Origin of the sequence: Hymenobacter cavernae, assembly GCF_014641455.1 — a bacterium.
GTDB lineage: Bacteria > Bacteroidota > Bacteroidia > Cytophagales > Hymenobacteraceae > Hymenobacter > Hymenobacter cavernae.
Genome location: NZ_BMHT01000002.1, coordinates 172,460 through 190,768 on the forward strand (window position 1 = coordinate 172,460; position 18,309 = coordinate 190,768).

Annotated in this window: 16 protein-coding genes; 5 read left to right on the plus strand and 11 right to left on the minus strand. The window is 57.5% G+C overall.

The genetic code is table 11. The features are described from left to right. Positions 1-55: 55 nt before the first annotated feature. Together IEX74_RS05165 and IEX74_RS05170 are read right to left on the minus strand one after the other, a co-directional pair. Entirely contained in the window at positions 56-472 is a 417-nt protein-coding gene (locus tag IEX74_RS05165; RefSeq protein ID WP_188811718.1) for a molybdenum cofactor biosynthesis protein MoaE, read from the minus strand. A gap of 134 nt (positions 473-606) precedes the next feature. Beyond that, on the minus strand, positions 607-849 hold the full coding sequence (locus tag IEX74_RS05170) for a MoaD/ThiS family protein (protein ID WP_188811720.1): 243 nt from the start codon (positions 847-849) through the stop codon (positions 607-609). 150 nt (positions 850-999) lie between these two features. Here IEX74_RS05170 and moaA point away from each other — a divergent pair, with 150 nt between their 5' ends. Next, on the plus strand, positions 1,000-2,010 hold the full coding sequence (gene moaA, locus IEX74_RS05175) for a GTP 3',8-cyclase MoaA (protein ID WP_188811722.1): 1,011 nt from the start codon (positions 1,000-1,002) through the stop codon (positions 2,008-2,010). A gap of 134 nt (positions 2,011-2,144) precedes the next feature. On the opposite strand, the gene IEX74_RS05180 is transcribed toward moaA, so the two are convergent. The 6 genes from IEX74_RS05180 to IEX74_RS05205 all read right to left on the minus strand — a co-directional run bounded on the left by IEX74_RS05180 (position 2,145) and on the right by IEX74_RS05205 (position 8,331). Next, positions 2,145-3,884: a DUF4974 domain-containing protein gene (locus tag IEX74_RS05180; RefSeq protein WP_188811724.1), complete on the minus strand. Its 1,740-nt coding sequence runs from the start codon at positions 3,882-3,884 to the stop codon at positions 2,145-2,147. A gap of 30 nt (positions 3,885-3,914) precedes the next feature. Further along, complete coding sequence (locus IEX74_RS05185; protein ID WP_188811726.1) at positions 3,915-4,973, minus strand: FecR family protein; 1,059 nt, start codon at positions 4,971-4,973, stop codon at positions 3,915-3,917. 86 nt (positions 4,974-5,059) lie between these two features. Beyond that, the gene (locus IEX74_RS05190) at positions 5,060-5,782 is read right to left on the minus strand and encodes a head GIN domain-containing protein (protein WP_188811728.1); all 723 of its coding nucleotides are present in this window, start codon (positions 5,780-5,782) and stop codon (positions 5,060-5,062) included. Between the two features lie 78 nt (positions 5,783-5,860). Further along, positions 5,861-6,460 carry an RNA polymerase sigma-70 factor gene (locus IEX74_RS05195; RefSeq protein WP_188811730.1) on the minus strand — a complete coding sequence of 200 codons (600 nt, stop codon included), beginning with the start codon at positions 6,458-6,460 and terminating at the stop codon, positions 5,861-5,863. Between the two features lie 175 nt (positions 6,461-6,635). Beyond that, positions 6,636-7,373: an SDR family oxidoreductase gene (locus IEX74_RS05200; RefSeq protein ID WP_188811732.1), complete on the minus strand. Its 738-nt coding sequence runs from the start codon at positions 7,371-7,373 to the stop codon at positions 6,636-6,638. A 67-nt stretch (positions 7,374-7,440) separates the two neighbouring features. Beyond that, positions 7,441-8,331: an AraC family transcriptional regulator gene (locus IEX74_RS05205; RefSeq protein ID WP_188811734.1), complete on the minus strand. Its 891-nt coding sequence runs from the start codon at positions 8,329-8,331 to the stop codon at positions 7,441-7,443. Positions 8,332-8,787: 456 nt separating this feature from the next. Between IEX74_RS05205 and IEX74_RS05210 the strand changes: the two genes are divergently transcribed. After that, complete coding sequence (locus IEX74_RS05210; protein WP_188811736.1) at positions 8,788-9,768, plus strand: helix-turn-helix transcriptional regulator; 981 nt, start codon at positions 8,788-8,790, stop codon at positions 9,766-9,768. A gap of 6 nt (positions 9,769-9,774) precedes the next feature. Here IEX74_RS05210 and IEX74_RS05215 read toward each other — a convergent pair whose 3' ends face one another. Further along, positions 9,775-10,275, minus strand: a complete 501-nt coding sequence (locus IEX74_RS05215) for a cupin domain-containing protein (protein ID WP_188811738.1) — start codon at positions 10,273-10,275, stop codon at positions 9,775-9,777. 296 nt (positions 10,276-10,571) lie between these two features. On the opposite strand from IEX74_RS05215, the gene IEX74_RS05220 reads away from it, so the two are divergent. Continuing rightward, entirely contained in the window at positions 10,572-11,513 is a 942-nt protein-coding gene (locus IEX74_RS05220) for an NAD(P)-dependent alcohol dehydrogenase (protein ID WP_188811740.1), read from the plus strand. A gap of 244 nt (positions 11,514-11,757) precedes the next feature. Here the strand turns inward: IEX74_RS05220 and IEX74_RS05225 are convergent, their stop codons facing one another. Both IEX74_RS05225 and IEX74_RS05230 read right to left on the minus strand, forming a co-directional pair. Beyond that, complete coding sequence (locus IEX74_RS05225; protein WP_188811743.1) at positions 11,758-13,608, minus strand: NPCBM/NEW2 domain-containing protein; 1,851 nt, start codon at positions 13,606-13,608, stop codon at positions 11,758-11,760. Positions 13,609-13,878: 270 nt separating this feature from the next. After that, the gene (locus tag IEX74_RS05230) at positions 13,879-15,423 is read right to left on the minus strand and encodes a hypothetical protein (RefSeq protein WP_188811745.1); all 1,545 of its coding nucleotides are present in this window, start codon (positions 15,421-15,423) and stop codon (positions 13,879-13,881) included. Positions 15,424-15,578: 155 nt separating this feature from the next. Between IEX74_RS05230 and IEX74_RS05235 the strand changes: the two genes are divergently transcribed. Together IEX74_RS05235 and leuC are read left to right on the plus strand one after the other, a co-directional pair. Further along, positions 15,579-16,745, plus strand: a complete 1,167-nt coding sequence (locus IEX74_RS05235; protein ID WP_188811763.1) for a 2-isopropylmalate synthase — start codon at positions 15,579-15,581, stop codon at positions 16,743-16,745. A gap of 126 nt (positions 16,746-16,871) precedes the next feature. Next, a complete protein-coding gene (gene leuC, locus IEX74_RS05240) occupies positions 16,872-18,263 on the plus strand; it encodes a 3-isopropylmalate dehydratase large subunit (RefSeq protein ID WP_188811765.1) in 1,392 nt (463 codons plus the stop codon). Positions 18,264-18,309 lie beyond the last annotated feature (46 nt).

An 18,309-nucleotide genomic window follows, 5' to 3' on the forward strand; every position in this document is an offset into this window, starting at 1 on the left:
TCTTTTAAGATTTCTCATTCTCAATTCAACATTCAAAACTCAACACTCAACATTTCTAAGGATGCGCGGCTACCCACACGGCGCCGTCCTCGTACTCCTCTTTCTTCCAGATCGGTACCACTTTCTTGATGGTGTCGATGATGAACTGGCAGGCGGCGAACGACTCGGCGCGGTGGGGCGTAGAGACGGCAATAGCCACGGCCACATCGCCGATTTCGAGGGTGCCTTTGCGGTGTACCACGGCTACTTTTTGCAGCATGGGCCACTTTTCCTGGGCCTGCTCAGCTACGCGCCGCATCTGCCCAACGGCCATGGCATCGTAGGCTTCGTAGTGCAGGCGCACCACGCGCTTGCCAGTCGATTGGTTGCGGACGGTGCCCACAAAGGCATTCACGGCGCCGGCGCCGTCGGCTTCTACCATGGCCAGCACAGCGGCGACGTCAATTGGTTCGCCGGTAAGTTCTATATGCATGAGAATCAGTTGTCAGTTATCAGTTACCAGTCATCAGTTATCACGGCACCACTAACCTAGGTGTCAGAGAGGTACGCTTTGGTAACTGGTAGATGATACCAGTTACCTGTTAATTGTTAACTGGTAAATGAAAATTAGCCGCCGCTTACGGGTGGAATCAGGGCAATTTCGTCGTGCTCGTGGAGTTGGTAATCGTCGGCGGCGTAGTCGCTGTTCACGGCCACGGCGAAGCTGGTCAGCTCGTTCAGGGCCGGATATTTCTCACGAAGTTGATCTATGAGACCAGCTACAGACTGCTCGGCGGAAGCTTCTAACTCCAGCTCCGGCTTACCGACGATTTCTTTTGTGATGCCGAAAAGGGCAATTTTTAGTTTCATTTGTTCTATAGCCAGTAACGTTTCGTATACGCCGGGCAGCTCGTAACTGCAAAGCACGCTAAACGTTTTTTGTTCAGAATTCGTCCTTACGGATATTCCTCTCTTTGTGTGGTAGTTTAACGCTGCACGCCTCGCTTTTTGTTGCTCTTTATGGCTCACGCTACTCCGTCCGTTTTATTCGACAACCACGGCCGCCCGCTCGAATACGTGCGCTTGGCCGTTACGGACCGCTGCAATTTGCGCTGCTTTTACTGCATGCCCGCCGAAGGCATCGAGTATCTGCCTAAAAATGAGCTACTAAGCTACGAGGAGATGGAGCGCACGGTGCGCATCCTGGCCGGCCTCGGTGTCCGCAAAGTGCGCCTGACCGGCGGCGAGCCTTTCGTGCGCCGCGACTTAGTGCCGTTTATCGGAAGGCTGAGCGAAATCCCCGGCATCGAAGATATCAGCCTGACTACCAACGGCGTGCTTACCACCCCGCACGTACCGGAGCTAGCTCGCATCGGCGTGAAAGCCGTGAACCTGAGCCTCGACACGCTCGACCGCAACCGCTTCCACCGCATCACGCGCCGCGACGAGCTGCCGCGGGTGTTGGACACGTTTTATGCCCTGTTGGCTGCTGGTATTCAGGTGAAGATCAACGCAGTAGTAATGGACGGGCAGAACACCCAGGACCTCGTGCCGCTAGCCGAACTCACCCGTGAGCTGCCCGTCGATGTGCGCTTTATCGAGGAAATGCCCTTTAACGGCGGCAGCCACGCCGCCATCGGCATACCTTGGGACCACCGCCGTATTCGGGAGCACCTCGCCGAACATTTCCCCGGCCTGATGCCTGTGGCTTCCAAGCCCGGCGCCACCGCTACTGACTACACCATCCCTGGCCACCTAGGTCGGGTGGGTATCATTGCGGCGTATTCGCGCACGTTCTGTGGAACCTGCAACCGCATTCGTCTCACGGCCGAAGGCGGCCTGAAAACCTGCCTCTACGACCAAGGCGTCCTCGACGTGCGCGCCCTGCTGCGTGGCGGCGCTTCCGATGTAGAGGTGCAAGAGGCGCTTGCCAATGCGTTCCGCTACCGCGCTGCCAATGGCTTCGAGGCGGAGCAAAAGCGCCCGCTGCACCAGCTCAGCTTCGAGTCGATGTCGACGATTGGAGGCTAGGTTGCCTGTTTACTTCTTTACCTGATGTAGAGACGCAATATATTGCGTTTCATCGTTGAACGATTGGCATCTAGATCAACCTAGGTAAACAACATCAGCAACGACAAGACGCAAGATGTTGCGTCTCTACAACCTTAAAACCGAACGCCGGCGCTGTAGCCAAACCAGCCGAGTACCCGCGTTCTGGCGGAGCCTTCATTCAGCCAGAGCTTACGGCCTTTCGTGAGGTTGGAGTAGATTTTCTGTTCGCCAGAGTCGTAGCGCTCCGTTACCAGCACGCTTACTGTGGGGCCGGCCACAATGCGCAGTCGGCTGCCCGCTTTGAAGGGCGCAAACCCTAGCATTATCCGCAGCTGATTGTGCAGGTTCAGCTCGTCCGTCCAGCCGCGCTGCTCTTCGTTTACGTGCATCGCCACTGCGTCCAAGGCTAGGCTCAGCCGCTTGCGCGACCACGCTTCGGTACCGAACCCGTAGCCAAGCGCCCAACGCCGCGGGCCGCTCCCAAAGTCATCGTAAGCGCCAGTGACGAACGTGTAGAACGCCGACGAGCCACCTAGCTTCAGGGCGGCACTCACCGGCCACGTCTCCGAGTTCGTGATTTCCAGCCGATGGTAGCCGTGTCGCACGAGGTTGAAGGGCGCAATGCTGATGCCGTCCACCGAATCAGCAATGTTCACTACCCCAGCCAGTTGCACCCCATGCACCAAGCGCGCCACGTTGAACACGCCTGCTGCCTGCACCCCGCGCATTTCTCCTAAAGTGGCGTTGAAGACTCCCGCCGCTTGCCCGCCGCTCACTGAGTTCTTGGCTAGGTTTAGCACGCCGGCAGCCTGCCAGCCATTTGCTTCGCCACCTAGCACGTTCATCACCCCAGCTCCCTGAAAGCCTGTGAGTTGCTTCCCGACAACGTTGCCGACACCCGCTACCTGCGCTCCTTTCACGTCGTAGCGGTCTACGTTAAGCAGGCTAGCTGCCTCAAAGCCGTCGACCCCCGCCTGGTACCCCGCTAGTACATTGAGGGAAAGTTTGTTGACGGTACGACCGCTACTAAACCCGTTCGAGCCTAAAGGCCAGAAGAAGGATACCTGCACGGGCTTGGTGATAGTCGCGCGGTTTGCTTCCTCGGAATCGGCTTTTTCCTCGGGCGTGCTGGTGGGCTGCGCACTTGAGTCGGGAGCCGCCGGCTGATTAAGGACGGCGGTAGCTGGCGCCGTGGAGGCCGTTACGCCGTTGCTGTCTGACGAGCTAGGCTCTGTAGTGCCGCTTGCTCTTGGCGTGTTTGTACGTTTTGGTGAGTTGCTGCTCACCGTGCTTTTGCCGGCACTCGGCGCGGTCGTAGCGCTAGTTGGCTTACGCGGCGTGGGTTTGCTCGCCTCCTTACCGGGCACGGTTGCCGGTTTAACCAGTGTCGTTTGCGACGCAGGCTTGTTTGGTGCCGTCGGCTCGTCCGTCGCTGGCTTAGGTTCTGCGGTGCGTGTGGGTGCTGCCGTGCTGGCCGTCGTACCAGCAGCCGAAGCGGTTATGGTGGTTGGCTTCGTAGGTGCCGGGTGCAGCACCACCTGGTTGCCCACCAACTGGTAGCCGACGTTGGTATCGCGCAGCAGGTTATCGAGCACGGTACGCAGCGGCTGATTTTGCAAGCGCAACGTCACGGGTTGGCGCAAGTCCAGGGCGGTGTTGCTGTAGGAAAGATTGACCCCGTAGCGCTGGCGCAAGGTGCGCAACGCCGATTCGAGCGGTACTTTTTGAAAATCTACCGACACGTTGCGCTCCAGCACAGGGCTAGGTTTTGTTTGCGCGATGAGGGGTTGCTGTATGCTTAAGCACAGCGCAGCCAGAACCAGGCATACGCAGTTTTGCGCAGTGTTTATCATAACGAAAAGACTTAATAGAAGGGAGAAAGCCTAGCGGCAGCCCGCGCCATCGAGCACGTAGCCGTCGGCAGATTGCGCCACGGTAAGACCCGCCGAAAGGCTGACGATGTGCAGCGCCTGCGGCAAGGTCATTTCCCGGAAAGAGCCCGTGAAGCGGCACTCGCCCAGCGCCGGCCGGGCTAGCTTGACGGGCGCACCGTAGTAGCGCGCCAAATCGTGCGCTACCTCGCTGAGTGATTGATTATCAAATACTAACTCCTGGCGCTGCCACGCTCGAAAGTTAGAATCGGTGATGGCGTGCTGCACGGCTACGAGCGGCGCTTTCTTGTAGATAACGCCCCGCCGTCCCGGCAGCAGCAGCGAATCGTTGGCGGTTGGCTTTGTGCGGGAGCTAGGTTGGAAGGAGACGCAACCCGTTACGACGGCGACTTCCACGGAGTCTTCGGCGGGGTAAGCGCGCACGTTGAAAGAGGTGCCGAGCACCCGAGTGCGGGTGTCGTTGGCAAATACCATGAAGGGCCGGACGTAGTCTTTCTTCACCTCAAAAAACGCCTCACCTCGCAAATGCACCTCACGGACCGCTCCGTTGAAGTCGGCGCCGTAGGTGAGCGTGGAGTTGCGGTTGACCCACACGCGGCTGCCATCAGGCAAGGTGGCGAGCTGAATTTCGGGACCAGCTGCCACGGTAACTTCTTGATTACCTAGCTTCTTGGGCAGCCACGTCCGCACCATTCCCCACACGCCAACGAGCAAAGCCACTGCCGCCGCAATACGCATGATTCCGGCCGGCGTCGACCACATCGGCACAACCCGCGCCGGACTAGCTTCGACTGGTTGCGGCGCCGGCGCTAGGCCGGCCGTAGCGCGGAAGCGTTGCCAAGCCGGCTCTACGTCGGCTTCCGTGAATACTTTGGCTGCGTTTCCGCCCCGCTCCCAGGTCCGTGTGGCGTCGGTGAGCAGCTGCAACCGGCTGGGCTCGGCGGCCAGCCATTGGTGCAACTGCTGCTGTTCCGACGCAGAAGCTTCGCCAGCCAAGTGCCTGGCTAGCAGCTCCCACGGAACACCGGACTCGGGTAAAAAATCGGCCATAGTGCGAGTAGCAGAGGTAGTAGCGCGGACTTTGCAGTCCGCACCTAGGTCGTTCATTGCACGGACTACAGAGTCCGCGCTACAGCTTAGTTCTCAGGCACCACTTTCCCCGAACCAGAAATGCGGGAGCTTACCTTCGGATTGCCGCGGTAGTACACCGAACCGCTGCCGCTGAGGTCAACTTCCAGGTTGCGGGCAGCCGCTACGTAGGTTCGGCCCGAGCCGCTGATAGAGGCGTAAGTATCCTGGCTAGCAAGCTCATAGGCGTAGATCTTGCCCGAGCCGCTGATGGTAGTGTTATGGCTTTGCGCCACGCCGCTCAGGCGCACCTCACCCGAACCCGATACGTTCGTCCGCAGGCCATCGACCTTCGCGAAGCTCATGATAATCTCGCCCGAGCCGGATACGTGGGTGCGGAAGCTGCTGGCCGTCCAGGGCCCGGCACTTCGGATTTTGCCGGAGCCGGCCACTTCTACTTCGGAGAGCGAAGGCACCGTGATGTACACTTTCACCGGGTCGTGGCCTCTCACGTTGTAGTGCCCGTATTCGATTTCGAGTTTGTCGCCGGAAAGCTCTGTTTCCAGAACATCGAGGATGTTGCGCTGGGCTTCAATGCGCACCTCCTGCGTGGGGCCTTGCGTTAGCACGACGTCCGCATTAATCTTCAACTCTACCTTGCTGAAGCTATTCAGGGTGCGTGTTTCCGTTTCCGTTGGCCCGACGCCGCGCACGTTGGGTGATACAAGATCGTTGTCGCAGGCCGAGAGGAACAACATGGGGAGCAGCATAGAGAGCAGTACTTTTTTCATTGCTTGGAAAGGCGGTTAGGTTAGAAAAGCTGGTTTTGATTCTAGGACCCAGAACCTAGCTTTTACCCCCACGCCGCCTTAAATAATATTTTCAACCATAATCACCACGCACATGCTCATGCCTGACAGAAAGCCACTTAGCCGCTCCCGCAGCAGGCGCAATGCCTTGCCCATCTGGTTCTCGACGGTTTTGGGGGCCACGTTCAGGGCTTCGGCAATCTGGCGGTAGCTCATGCCCTCTTCCCGGCTCATCACGAACACGGCCCGACACTGCGGCGGTAAGGCGTCCAACGCCCCCGCCACGGCCAGCTCGGTTTCCTCGCCATCAAGGTATTCGGCGGTGGCATTGCGGCTAGGTTCGGGTACGCGCGCATCATCCCAGGCCACCTGCCGCTTGTGCTTTTGCAGGTGGTGCAGGGCCGTATTCATGGCGGCGCGGTAGAGGTACGCTTTGTAGGTCGTGGTGATGACGAGCGTGCCGCGGTTGTTCCAGACCTTCAGGAAGAGGTCCTGCACCAAGTCTTCGGCAACGGCGCGGTCTTGCACTACCCGGTAGATAACGTTGCCCAGCGGCTGGTAGAACGAGCGAAACAACAGCTCCATGAAGACTTCGCCATCAGCTTGTTGCAGCGTCGCCAGCCGGCTTTCCAGTATGTCAGCGTTATCCTCGGGCGGCATAGCTAGCCTTACTTTTGTGAGTGCATTAATCTGTTGATTAAGGCGTTACAAAAGTAGACTACACAACAAAGAGGGCTTATCACATAAGCATGTGATAAGCCCTCTTTGGTCACCAGCTTTAATGGAACGTCATGCTGAGCTTGTCGAAGTATGACGTTCTGGTTTTATTCTTTGACTACCACGGGCTTATTCCCGTCTCCGGCGCATTATCATCACTGAAGAACTGGCTGGTTGGGCCGTCCGGACCTAGCATGGCAGCCTTCACCAGGCGAGCGGCCGCGTCGGATACGGTGCCGGGGCCGCTATGATGGTTGAAATCGGTGGCGGTGTAGCCAGGGTCTACGGCGTTAACTTTGAAGGGCGTATCCCGCAGCTCGTAGGCCAGCATAATGGTGTAGGCGTTCAAGGCCGCTTTAGAGGGCTGATAGGCAGCGCCTTTCACCGGGTAATACTTCCAGGAAGGATCGTTGTGCAGCGTAAGCGAACCTAGCCCTGACGTCACATTAACGATTCGCGGCTCGGGCGATTCCCGCAGCAGATCGATGAAAGCCTGCGTCACGGCAATCACGCCGAACACGTTTGTCTCGAACACCTCTTTGATCATACTGACGCTGCTGGTGAGAGGCGGTTGCGAGGGGTCGCCGAGAATGCCGGCATTGTTGATGAGCACGTCGAGCACCTTTGTTTTCTGACCTAGGGTCTCGCGCGCAGCGGCGACGGAGGCGCTATCGGCGACATCGATTTGGATGGGTTCTACCTGCGACAAACCTTCCGTTTGCAGTTGATCAACGGCTTGTTGGCCTCTTTGTAGGTCGCGGCTACCTAGGTACACGTAGTAGCCGTTTTGTAGAAGCTGCCGGGCTGCTTCGAAGCCAATGCTCTTGTTGGCCCCTGTAATGAGTGCTGTTTTCATGGTCGAGTAGATTAACAATACAAAACTACCGGACGCCCTTGGCGTGGCTGTTGCCCATTCTGCGGTATCACTGGTACATTTTCCGGATGGAGGTGCGGTACTCGGCCGGCGCGACGCCGGTTTCCCGCTTGAAGAAGCGGTTGAAGTACGACGCATCCGAAAAACCTAGGTCGAAGGCAATTTCCTTCACCGACTGCTGGGTGTGAAACAGCAGGCGCCGGGCCTCCAGCACCAACCGCTCGTGAATGTGTTTGATGGCCGGTTTGCCGCTCTGAGCTTTCACCACTTCACTGAGGTGCCCCGCCGAAATATGGAGCCGCCCCGCGTACGCGCCCACCTCGTGCAGTTCGCGGTAATACTCCTCAATGTGCGCCTGATAGGTCTTCAGCAGCAGCTTATCATCTGAGGGCTCGGCGGCGGTAAACTGCTCGGTGTACAAGCGACTCAAGTACGTAAGCAGCACCGTGAGGTAGGCGCTGAGCATCTGGTGCTGCCATTCGCCAGGGCGGGTATACTCGGCTTGGATCTTCGCTAGCAGCTCCTCCACCACGGCCACATCCGCCGCCGACAGCCGCAATTGGTGGCCGTTGTAGGGGTTTTGGATGAGCGGCAGTTCGCGCAAAGCGGCGTTTTGCTGCAAGGCCAAAAACTCGTCGGTAAACGTTAGGTGGGAACCCCAGGTGGGGCTAGGCTCCTCTTTGATAAGAATTTGGTGCGGGGTTGTGAAGTAGAAGATGTTGTCTTCGTGGTCGTAGGGCACCATGTCTACCCAATGCCGGCCGCGGTTGTGCTTCAGAAACACCATCAAGTAATACGCCTTGCGGTGCGGCGTCAGCAGATTGGGCTCGTAGACCAAGCCGCCCTCTGATTGGGCGATAGTAAACGACTTGTTCCCAACGGCTTCGTCTGGCTCAAAGGCATGAACGGGTATCTGCTGCGTGCTACTAAGCGTGTGCATGAAAGCTGTTTTGAGAAGTCACAGAAAGGCTGGTTTGCCTGAACAAATAGGGTCCTGCTAAGCCCCCTATCCGCATCTTAGCACAACAAAGACTGTTTTGTTCCTATGTTGTTCAACAAAACTACCGTGGCTGTTGCCGAAATCCCAGTAGTAGCTCTGCCAGGTAGCCTCGACAGCAATAAGAATCTACTACGCCCTGAATAGCGCCACTAGCTGGTAGTAAAGGCCTGCGAGTGAAGCCGGTCAGTCGCGGAAAGACCGGAACAAGCGCCTGGTGGAGTTGACGCGGCGTGCGGTGGGTGTTTCAGCGTAAGAAGGCGGCCGGTTATTGTCGACAATCCCCTATTTTCATCCCCGAGCTGTGCCCTTGCTACCCCTGCTCCGGCAGGGTAGTTTGGGGGCAGCACATTGCGTCACGGCCCTTGGTCAATAGCCGCTATCCTCTCGTTACCTAGCATGACGTTTAGTTTCTTTGCGACGCCCGATTTTGACTTTATCACCCAGTTTGCGCAACACCTGCAGGTGCCGGCGCACAACGACCGATTTCTCCTGCCCGCGCACCTAGGTCAAGGCTACGTCCGCAAGCTGCTCTTTGGAGCCGACTTCAAGCTCATCATCCATCGCTACGAACTACACGAAGACCTCATTATCAGGCGCCAGGCATTCGAAGGGGGCAACGACCAGATTACCATCTTCTTTTACAACAACGAGCAGCCGCTGGACATTGCCTACACCAACCATCCGCAGGTCCGGTTTTCTCAGCGCGATGAGTCGGCTATTCAGCTCACGTCCAACGATTTGAGCTCAACCATCTGCTTTCCCGCGCACCACGCCGTGCATTACCTGGTGGTAGCCATCAAAGCGCCCCGGTTGAAGGCGCTGCTGGCGGGTAGTGAGCCCCACGCGGTGCTGGATACCCTGACAGAAGCGGGCAGCTCCTTTCTGTTTTTCGAACGGATGACGGCCGAAGCCAAGCTGCTGCTCAAGCACATCACGGAGGTAAACCAGCACGACAGCTTAAGCCATTTCTACACGCAGGTGAAGGTGCAGGAGCTGCTGTACCTGGTGTTTCGCCAGCTAGTGCTGCGCGACGCTGCCCCGTACCAGCCCATCAATAGCGCCGACGCGGAACGGCTGCTGCAAGTACACAATCAGCTGCTCACCGACCTAAGTACGCCGCCCGTGCTACGGGAGCTAGCCCAGCAGGCAGCCATGAGCGAAACCAAGCTCAAGCAGCTCTTTAAGCAAACCTTCGGCAGTTCGGTGTACACCTACTACCAGCAGGCCCGCATGAAGGAGGCCGCCTTTCTGCTCAAGCAGGGGCAGCACTCCGTGGCTGAGGTAGGCTACGAGTTGGGCTTTTCCAACCTGAGCCATTTCAGCCGACTATTCGAAAAGCACTACGGCCTCAACCCCAAGCGTTACGCGCAGTCGTAGGGAGCGTTAGCCGAGGTAGTCAGGCGGAAACACCTGCTGCCCGTACTGCTGAGCCAGGGCCTGGATGCGCTGGATGGCCGCTGCGTCGAGCACCGGTGGCGGCAGAAACTGGCCGGGGGCTACCGGCTGGCCGACTTCCTGAAAGAACTCCTCCAGGCCTGCCGGCACTACCGTGCACAGCAGCCGGGCCGGCTGCGCGCTCTTGTTTTTGAAGCCGTGCACCACACCACCCTTCGGAATGCGGATGAACGAGCCGGCGGCGGCCAGGTGCGTGCCGTACTCAGATTTGACTTCCACTTCGCCTTCTACCACAAAGAAGGTTTCCTCAATGTCGGCGTGGGCGTGAGGACCGGGGCCACCGCCGGGCGGCACCAGCATGTCGATGGTGGCGTAGGCGCCGTCTGTGTCCTGGCCGCTGGCCAGGATGCGGTAGTTACTGCCCATCACGGCCAGAGTTTGACCCTGTTGGGGGCCCAGAATGGTGGGGGCTTGTTTGTGCGTGTCCATTTTGTTTACCTGAAAGTGTGCTGCAAAGGTGAACCGGCAACCGCCTCGGTGCTACTCCAAAAAGGCGCAAAAACAGTCCGATCGGGCAGCCGCGCTGTGCCGCCGTATCGGACTGTTTTTGCGCCTTTTTGGAGTAGCACCAGAGGCCGCAATCCGCTCACCTTTGCAAGGCAATAACCACCCCGCGGCAGCCAGAACGAACACCTAGGTTTCAGGCAACTGCGCAGTGACGACGCCGGGCGCGGCTTTCGAGAGCAGCCCGATGCAACAGCACATACTTTAAATCAAACACCACCATGCGCAAAGTACTGTATAGCCGGTTTGGCGACGAACGGGTTCTGGAGGTGCGGGAGCAACCGACCCCTGCCATCGCCAAAGATCAGCTGCTGATTCAAGTGAAAGCGGCGTCTATTAACCCCCTGGACTGGAAAATTTACCACGGCGAGATGAAGCTCCTGTCGGGGTCAAAATTCCCGAAAGGCGTCGGCATCGACTTTGCCGGCATCGTGTCTCAGGTGGGCCTCGGCGTCGCGCGCTACCAGGTGGGCGACGCTGTATTTGGCTTCCTGGATGTTTTCAAAGGTGGGGCGCTGGCCGATTATGTGGTGGTCGCCGAGGCCGCTATTGCTTCTAAGCCTGCCACCATTTCGTTTGACCAGGCGGCAGCTCTGCCAGTCACCGGCCTGGCTGCCCTGCAGATTGTCGACCAGCTGGCCGCTGTGGGCCAAGGCCACGAGGTACTCATCAATGGGGCTGCCGGCGGCGTGGGCCTGTTTGCTATCCAGCTAGCCAAACGGTGCGGCGCCCGCGTCACGGCGGTGACCGGCCCGGCGGGGCTGCAACGCGCCACCCAAATGGGCGCCGATCTGGTGGTTGACTACACCAAGCAGCGCATCAGCCAGCTACCGCAGCGGTTTGACACCATTATAGATCTATCAGACAAGCTGGCCTTCAAAGCGGCCAAAGAGCTGCTGAAGCCCCGGGCCACATTTGTCAGCATGCTGCCGTCGCCGCTGGGGTTGGCAGGGTCATTTTTCCATAACCTGTTCTCGTCCAGAAAGCGTAAGATTCTCATCCTTAAGCCCACCGCCACAGGACTAAACGCCTTAGCCGCTCTGGCGCAGGATGGGCTGCAGATTCCGGTGGAAAAGGTGTACGACCTAGCTCACGTCCGGCAGGCCTACGGGGAAACCAGCCAAGGCAAGGTACGGGGCAAAGCGGTGCTGGTGCTCAACTGAGGCAATTTCTCCGAAGTACACTTTAGAAGAAATTGATTAGCAGCGATTTTACTAGCCGTCTTTATCAGGGAAGAACGGAACATTCCCTGATAAAGACGGCTCCATCCAGCAGGAACACTTACCTACCGTACAGGCATCGCCTCTTGTCCCATCCTACAAGAAGACCTAGGTTCCTTACCCCCGCCATTGAAGTCACCGTAGCCCGCGCGCCTCGGCTTAGCTGCCCTCTTCAGAACAATCAAAGCTAGGATTTCTTGCCTTTGCCACCAGCCGAAATCCGGTAGAAGCCCGCACCGTGCCGCCGGATAAAAGGCGAGAAACCTTTCGTGAACGTGCCCACTTTCTTGTCCGTCCATAAGTCCTGCACTGTAACGCCGGCAGGGAAACCTAGGTCTTTGAGCGCCACCGATACGCGCGCTGAGTCAGGTGGCATGGCTTGCATCGGGCTCGTAGTAAATACTAGAAACTTGAGCGTGCCGCCAGTATTTTGCCCGGCAGCTGCCTTATCGAGCCCTACCGTGGCTTTGAAGCGCGTGTAGCCGGCCGGCAGGTCGTATTCCATCACGGAGTTAGCGTGGGTGCCGATACCATTTTCGTACACCTTACCATCGACGGTTAGCGCCCCGCCGGACACAGATTTGTTCACCGTCGTTTTGCCCCAGCCGGCCGAGGCGTCTTTCCAGGTCACGCTGGTGAGCGGCAAGGTCTTGTCGCCGTTGGTGAGGGTTGGGTTGAGCCAGTTGGCGTGGTCCCAGGCGGTGCCGTCCGTACCGCCGCGCACGCACAGATACAGCTTCTTGGCCCCGGTAATATCGATGTCTACTGTCTGGCTAACGTTCTGCCGCGTAATCTGGCTGCTCACCCACTTGGCATCTTGCTCAGCAGCGGGTTTCTGGTCGGCGGCGTTGAACAGAGCTAGGTATTTGTCGCCGGTTTGCGGGTCGTCGGCCACCCAGCCAACGGCGTCGCCGTTGCGAAATAGCTGCTTGTTGTTCTTGCTGTTATGATGGACGGCCAGCACGTTCTTATTCGTCAGCAACGATAAGGTGAAGGCGTCGTTGCTGGGTAAGTCGCCGCCAAACATGAGCGGGGAGCGGAAGATGCTCCACAACGTCATAAGCGTGTATTGCTCGTCTTTGGTGAAGCGCGTCATGCGGTCGTCGCCACGCTCCGCCCGGATACCTAGGCGGCCGAGGGGCAGCATGTCGGCATCAGGCCAGGCACCGGGCATGCTATACGGCGCCCACCGCTCGCACACTTCGAAGTGTTCTTTTAGCTGCTCCCAGCTGTCCCAGAAGTCGCCCACGGTGCGCCACATGTTGGCGTGCTGCTGGGCGTGTTTGGCATCGGCAATGGGTGTTTCGCCCGGCGACATACTCAGCACGATCTTGCGCCCGGTGCGGTCGATGGCCTTGCGGATCATCTCGATTTCAGCCGTGTGATAGGGCTCCGACAAGTCGTCAACCTTCACAAAATCAACGCCCCAGCTAGCGTACAGCTCAAAAATGGAATTGTAGTACTCCTGCGCGCCGGGCTTACCGGCCACGATGGTGTACATATCGTGGAGCCAGTTGCACTGCCCTTCCGGGGTATGAATGTCGGCCGCCGTGACTTTGGTACCTAGGATCGGCAGCTTACGCTTCACCGCTTCCACCGGCACGCCCCGCATGATATGGATGCCAAATTTCAGCCCCTTGCTGTGCATGTAATCGGCCAGCGGCTTGAAGCCTTTGCCACCTGCCGCCGACGGAAACCGATTCGGCGCCGGTGTGAAGCGGCCGTATTGGTCGATGTTATACTCCGGATTTTTCTCGTTGTAACCGTGGGCCGTGTCGTTGCCCACGTACCAGCGGATGTCCACCACCACGTAGTCCCAGCCGTAGGCTTTGAGCTTGCTGGCCATGTAGTCGGCGTTGGCCTTTACTTCTTTCTCCACTACCGTCGGGCCGTAGCAGTCCCAGCTGTTCCAGCCCATCGGCGGCGTGGCGGCCCATTGGTGGAAGTCGGTCGGCTTGGGGCTAGCTTTTTGGGCGGAGGCAGCATGTCCGAGACCAAGCAAGGCGCTGCTGAATAGAAGCGTACGGTTGAGGTTCATTCGGGTCGTGAGTGGGTAGGATAGGGCATCACGAAAGCTAGGTAGCTTTTGCGGAGGGGTAAGCAAGGTAAAAGGGGAAGCATAAATAAAAAGAACGTCATTTCGACCAGTGGGAGAAATCTCGCGTGCAATGCTTATTCTAATTGGCAAGGTTTACCACCACATCAGCACGCGAGATTTCTCTCGCTGGTCGAAATGACGTCTTGGAAAAGCACGTGAGATGCTTCGACAAGCTCAGCATGACGTTCTACTATGTTATGTATCCACCTCCTACTTCATCTGCAGCACCTTGCGCTTCATGATATCCTGCACAGACACACCCTCAATCTTACTCTCCAGCCACGAGATGATATCCAGATACAGGAAGGGCCGGCGCTCGAAGGGATTATCCGCAATGCTGATCAGCTTCTCTTTCAAGTTGATGAAGGCTTCTTTCACCCGCGTCGGCTCCACGTTACCTAGGTTGCGCAGAAAGCGGAAGATTTCGACCTGCATCTGCTGCTGGTTGTTCATCTTACCCAGGAAGTGGTACACCGACCGGATTTGATATTCCAGCCCGTCGTCCTCACCGGCTTCGTAGTAGGCAATGAGGCGCAGGATGCGCGCAAAGCACTGTAGGTCTTCGCGTAAGCTGCCTTCGCGGTGGTGAATCACCTTGTCGAGGTACTCGATGGCCCGGCGGTTGTCGCCGCTGCCAAAGTAGAGGCTAGCTATTTTATAATAAAGTACCAGCACGCGGTGCGGATCGAGTTGGCGCTGGTACTCATGCATGTCTTCCAGCAGTTCCGGCACGATGGCTAAGCCATCGGTGAAGCGGCCTTCCATGAAGTAGGCGTTGATGCGGTGCTGGTAGATGTGCAGAAACAACAGAATCTCCGTATTTGGCGTGGTGCGCCGGTCTTGGTCGGCGGCAAACTCTTCCAGGGTCTTCAGAACTTCCATGAACTTACTGTAGTACAGCAAGTTGTAGAGCACTGCCAGCAGATTGTGCAGCCCTTTGATGTAGAGCATGGTCTGCGCCTCCTTCATGTCGGGCGCGGCCTCGAACAAGTCGACCCACTTCTGCGCGTAGCGGTAGCACGCCTTAAAATCCTGCACGATGGTGTAGTACCACACGTGGGCCTGGTAGTAATACAGCTTCTCGAAAAAGCCCGCCTCCTGCAAATACAGTGGCACTAGGTTGGCTTTGAAGAAACTAGTCACCTCCTCGTGGTCTTCTTGATTGCGGGCGTGACCAACTTTCAGGTACAATCCATACATGCGCAGCGACAGGTTAGAAAGGTCGTGCAGCTGACCTAGGTGCTTCACCGTGTCCTGGGCTTCCGCCGCCAACACTTCAGCGTGCCCTTGCAAGCTGCGCGTGATGTACTGCGACTCAATCATCTTCTCGAAGTCGATGGCAATGAGCGCCACATGAGGCATTTCGGCCTGCTGGGCGGCGGCTTTCACCTTTTCCAGCATCTTCAAGCTCTGCTGGTAGAAGCCTTTGTTGTAGAGCACGCGAGCATAATCGAGCTGCTCGTGTAGCTGAATATCAGGGTTTTGGTGCGCTTGGTACACCCGCAGGCTCGACAGGAGCTGCCGGTAAAGATTGGCCTTTAAGTTCGCCAGCTGAATCTTCTTGATAGACGGCACCTGCGTGAGAATCCGCTCCTCGTCGTACTGCTCTAGGTTATCGAGGGCGTCGAAGAGCTGCAAGAACTTCAGGCCCTCCGTCGAGCCTTGGCGATTGCAAAACAGGCGAAAGTGGCGCTTTTCGGAACGCGTCAGTGAATTGACTAAGCTAAAAACTGGATCTGTGTTTCCGTTAGGCATTGTACGTATAAAAAGGGCAACTTTCTGATTAACAGCTGTTTTTAGCAGTTGATTAAAGTATTAGAAATAGTAAAGCCTTTTAAAACTCATTTTTGTAGCTGGGTTTTAACCGAGATGTTGCATACTGAATTCTGTAAGCAAACAGCAACGACACGATGACGGCTCAACGAATCCAAATCTTCGACACAACCCTGCGCGATGGGGAACAAGTGCCAGGATGCAAGCTAAACAGGGAAGAGAAACTTGTTATTGCCCGGCAGCTTGAACTGCTAGGCGTAGATGTTATCGAAGCCGGTTTCCCTGTATCGAGCCCCGGCGACTTTACGGCAGTGCAATCCATTGCTGCTCAGACCAAAGAAGCCACCGTGTGCGGCCTAACTAGGGCCGTAGAAAACGATATTCGGGTAGCCGCTGAGGCCCTAAAGCTAGCGCGTTATCCGCGCATTCACACTGGCATCGGTACTTCCGAGTTGCATGTGAAGTACAAGCTCTGCTCGACGCAGGAATTGGTATTGGAGCGAGCCATTGCCGCCGTGAAGCTAGCTAAATCCTTCGTGGAAGACGTGGAGTTTTACGCCGAAGACGCCGGCCGCACCGACAACGTGTACCTAGCTCGCGTGTGCGAAGCCGTTATAAAGGCCGGCGCCACCGTGCTCAACATCCCCGACACTACCGGCTACTGCCTGCCCGAGGAGTACGGCGCCAAGATCAGATTCCTACGGGAGAATGTGAAAGGCATTGAGAATGTGACGCTTTCCACCCACTGCCACAACGACCTAGGTCTGGCTACGGCCAACTCCATTGCCGGCGTAGTACATGGCGCCCGCCAGATCGAGTGCACCATCAACGGGGTCGGCGAGCGGGCCGGCAACACGGCCTTGGAAGAAGTCGTGATGATTCTGCGCCAGCACCCCTACCTGAACCTCGACACGAACATCAACACCAAGCTGCTCACCGAAACGTCGACGATGGTGTCGCACATGATGGGCATGCCGGTGCAAGCCAATAAGGCCATTGTGGGCGCTAATGCTTTCTCGCATTCCAGCGGCATCCACCAGGATGGCGTGATCAAGCACCGCGAGACCTACGAAATCATCGACCCGCGCGAAGTAGGCGCCCCCGATTCATCTATCGTGCTGACGGCCCGCTCGGGCCGCGCTGCCCTAGGCTATCGGTTGCAGAAAATTGGCTACGCATTCAACAAGAGCGTGTTAGATCAGGCCTACGCATCGTTTTTGGTGCTAGCCGACCGCAAAAAGGAAGTTGTGGACGAAGATTTGCACATTCTGGTCGAACAAGAAAACTTGGTTGCAGCAAGCTAGCTTGTAAGCAGTTGTAGCGCGAAGCTCCCGCTTCGCGTTTCGTTGAATAATCATCGTTGTGACGACTTAGCCTGAGTCGTTCAGCGGTACGCGAAGCGGGAGCTTCGCGCTACACCCCACCACCCCATGGCAAAGACCCTATTTGATAAGATTTGGGACGCTCACGTTGTGAAGTCCTTCGGCGACTTATCCGTCGTCTATATTGATAAACACCTCATTCACGAAGTCACCAGCCCCCAGGCTTTTGATGAACTGACTGCGCGCGGCCTGCCCCTGTTCCGCAAAGACCAGATGCTCGCCACCGCCGACCACAACGTACCCACGCGCAACCAGCACCTGCCCATTGAGGAGCCCCTCTCCCGCTCGCAGGTAAACAAGCTGACGGAAAACTGCGCGAAGTTCGACGTGGAGCTATATGGCCTAGGCCATGAGCGCCAAGGCATTGTGCACGTTATCGGACCAGAGCTAGGCCTCACCCAGCCCGGCATGACCATCGTGTGCGGCGACAGCCACACCTCTACGCACGGCGCTTTTGGGGCTATTGCCTTCGGTATTGGCACGAGCCAGGTGGCCCAGGTAATGGCCTCGCAGTGCTTGCTCATCAGCAAGCCCAAGCGCATGCGCATCACCATAGATGGCGAGCTGCGCCGTGGCGTAACAGCCAAGGATTTACCGCTTTATATCATCTCGAAGCTAGGTACTGGCGGCGCCACGGGCTACTTCGTGGAATACGCCGGCAGCGCCATCCGGGGCCTGAGCATGGAAGGCCGCATGACGCTCTGCAACATGAGCATCGAGATGGGCGCCCGCGGCGGCATGATTGCCCCCGACGAGACGACTTTCGCTTATGTGGAAGGCCGCCCCTACGCCCCGCAAGGCGAACGTTGGGAGCAGGCCCTCGCCTACTGGCGCACCCTCTACTCCGAGCCCGACGCTACGTTCGATTCGGAGTATCACTTTGATGCCCAGGATATTTACCCGATGATTACCTACGGCACCAACCCTGGCATGGGCATCGCGCTCAACGGGTTAATTCCGACGGAAGTATCGAGCAGCGAAGCCGTGAGCTTCCAGAACTCGCTCAAGTACATGGGCTTTGCGCCGGGCGAGTCGCTTTTGGGCAAAGAAATCAACTACGTATTTATCGGTAGCTGTACCAACTCCCGCATCGAGGACCTGCGCACGGTGGCGAGCTACGTGAAAGGCAAGCACAAAGCCCAAAACGTGGAGGCCATCATCGTGCCCGGTTCGAAACAGGTGGAGCAGCAAGCCATTGCCGAGGGGTTAGACAAGGTTTTGGCGGAAGCTGGCTTTGAGTTGCGCGAACCTGGTTGTAGCGCGTGCTTGGCCATGAACGAGGACAAAATTCCGGCGGGCGCGTATTGCGTTTCTACCTCCAACCGCAACTTCGAAGGCCGACAGGGACCCGGCGCCCGCACCTTATTGGCCTCGCCCCTCGTGGCCGCTATTACGGCCGTGGAAGGTCGCATTGTCGATATTACCCAGTACCTGAACTAATTAACGCACAGCCCCTAGGTGTTGCTCCCGGTGAGCAGGACCTAGG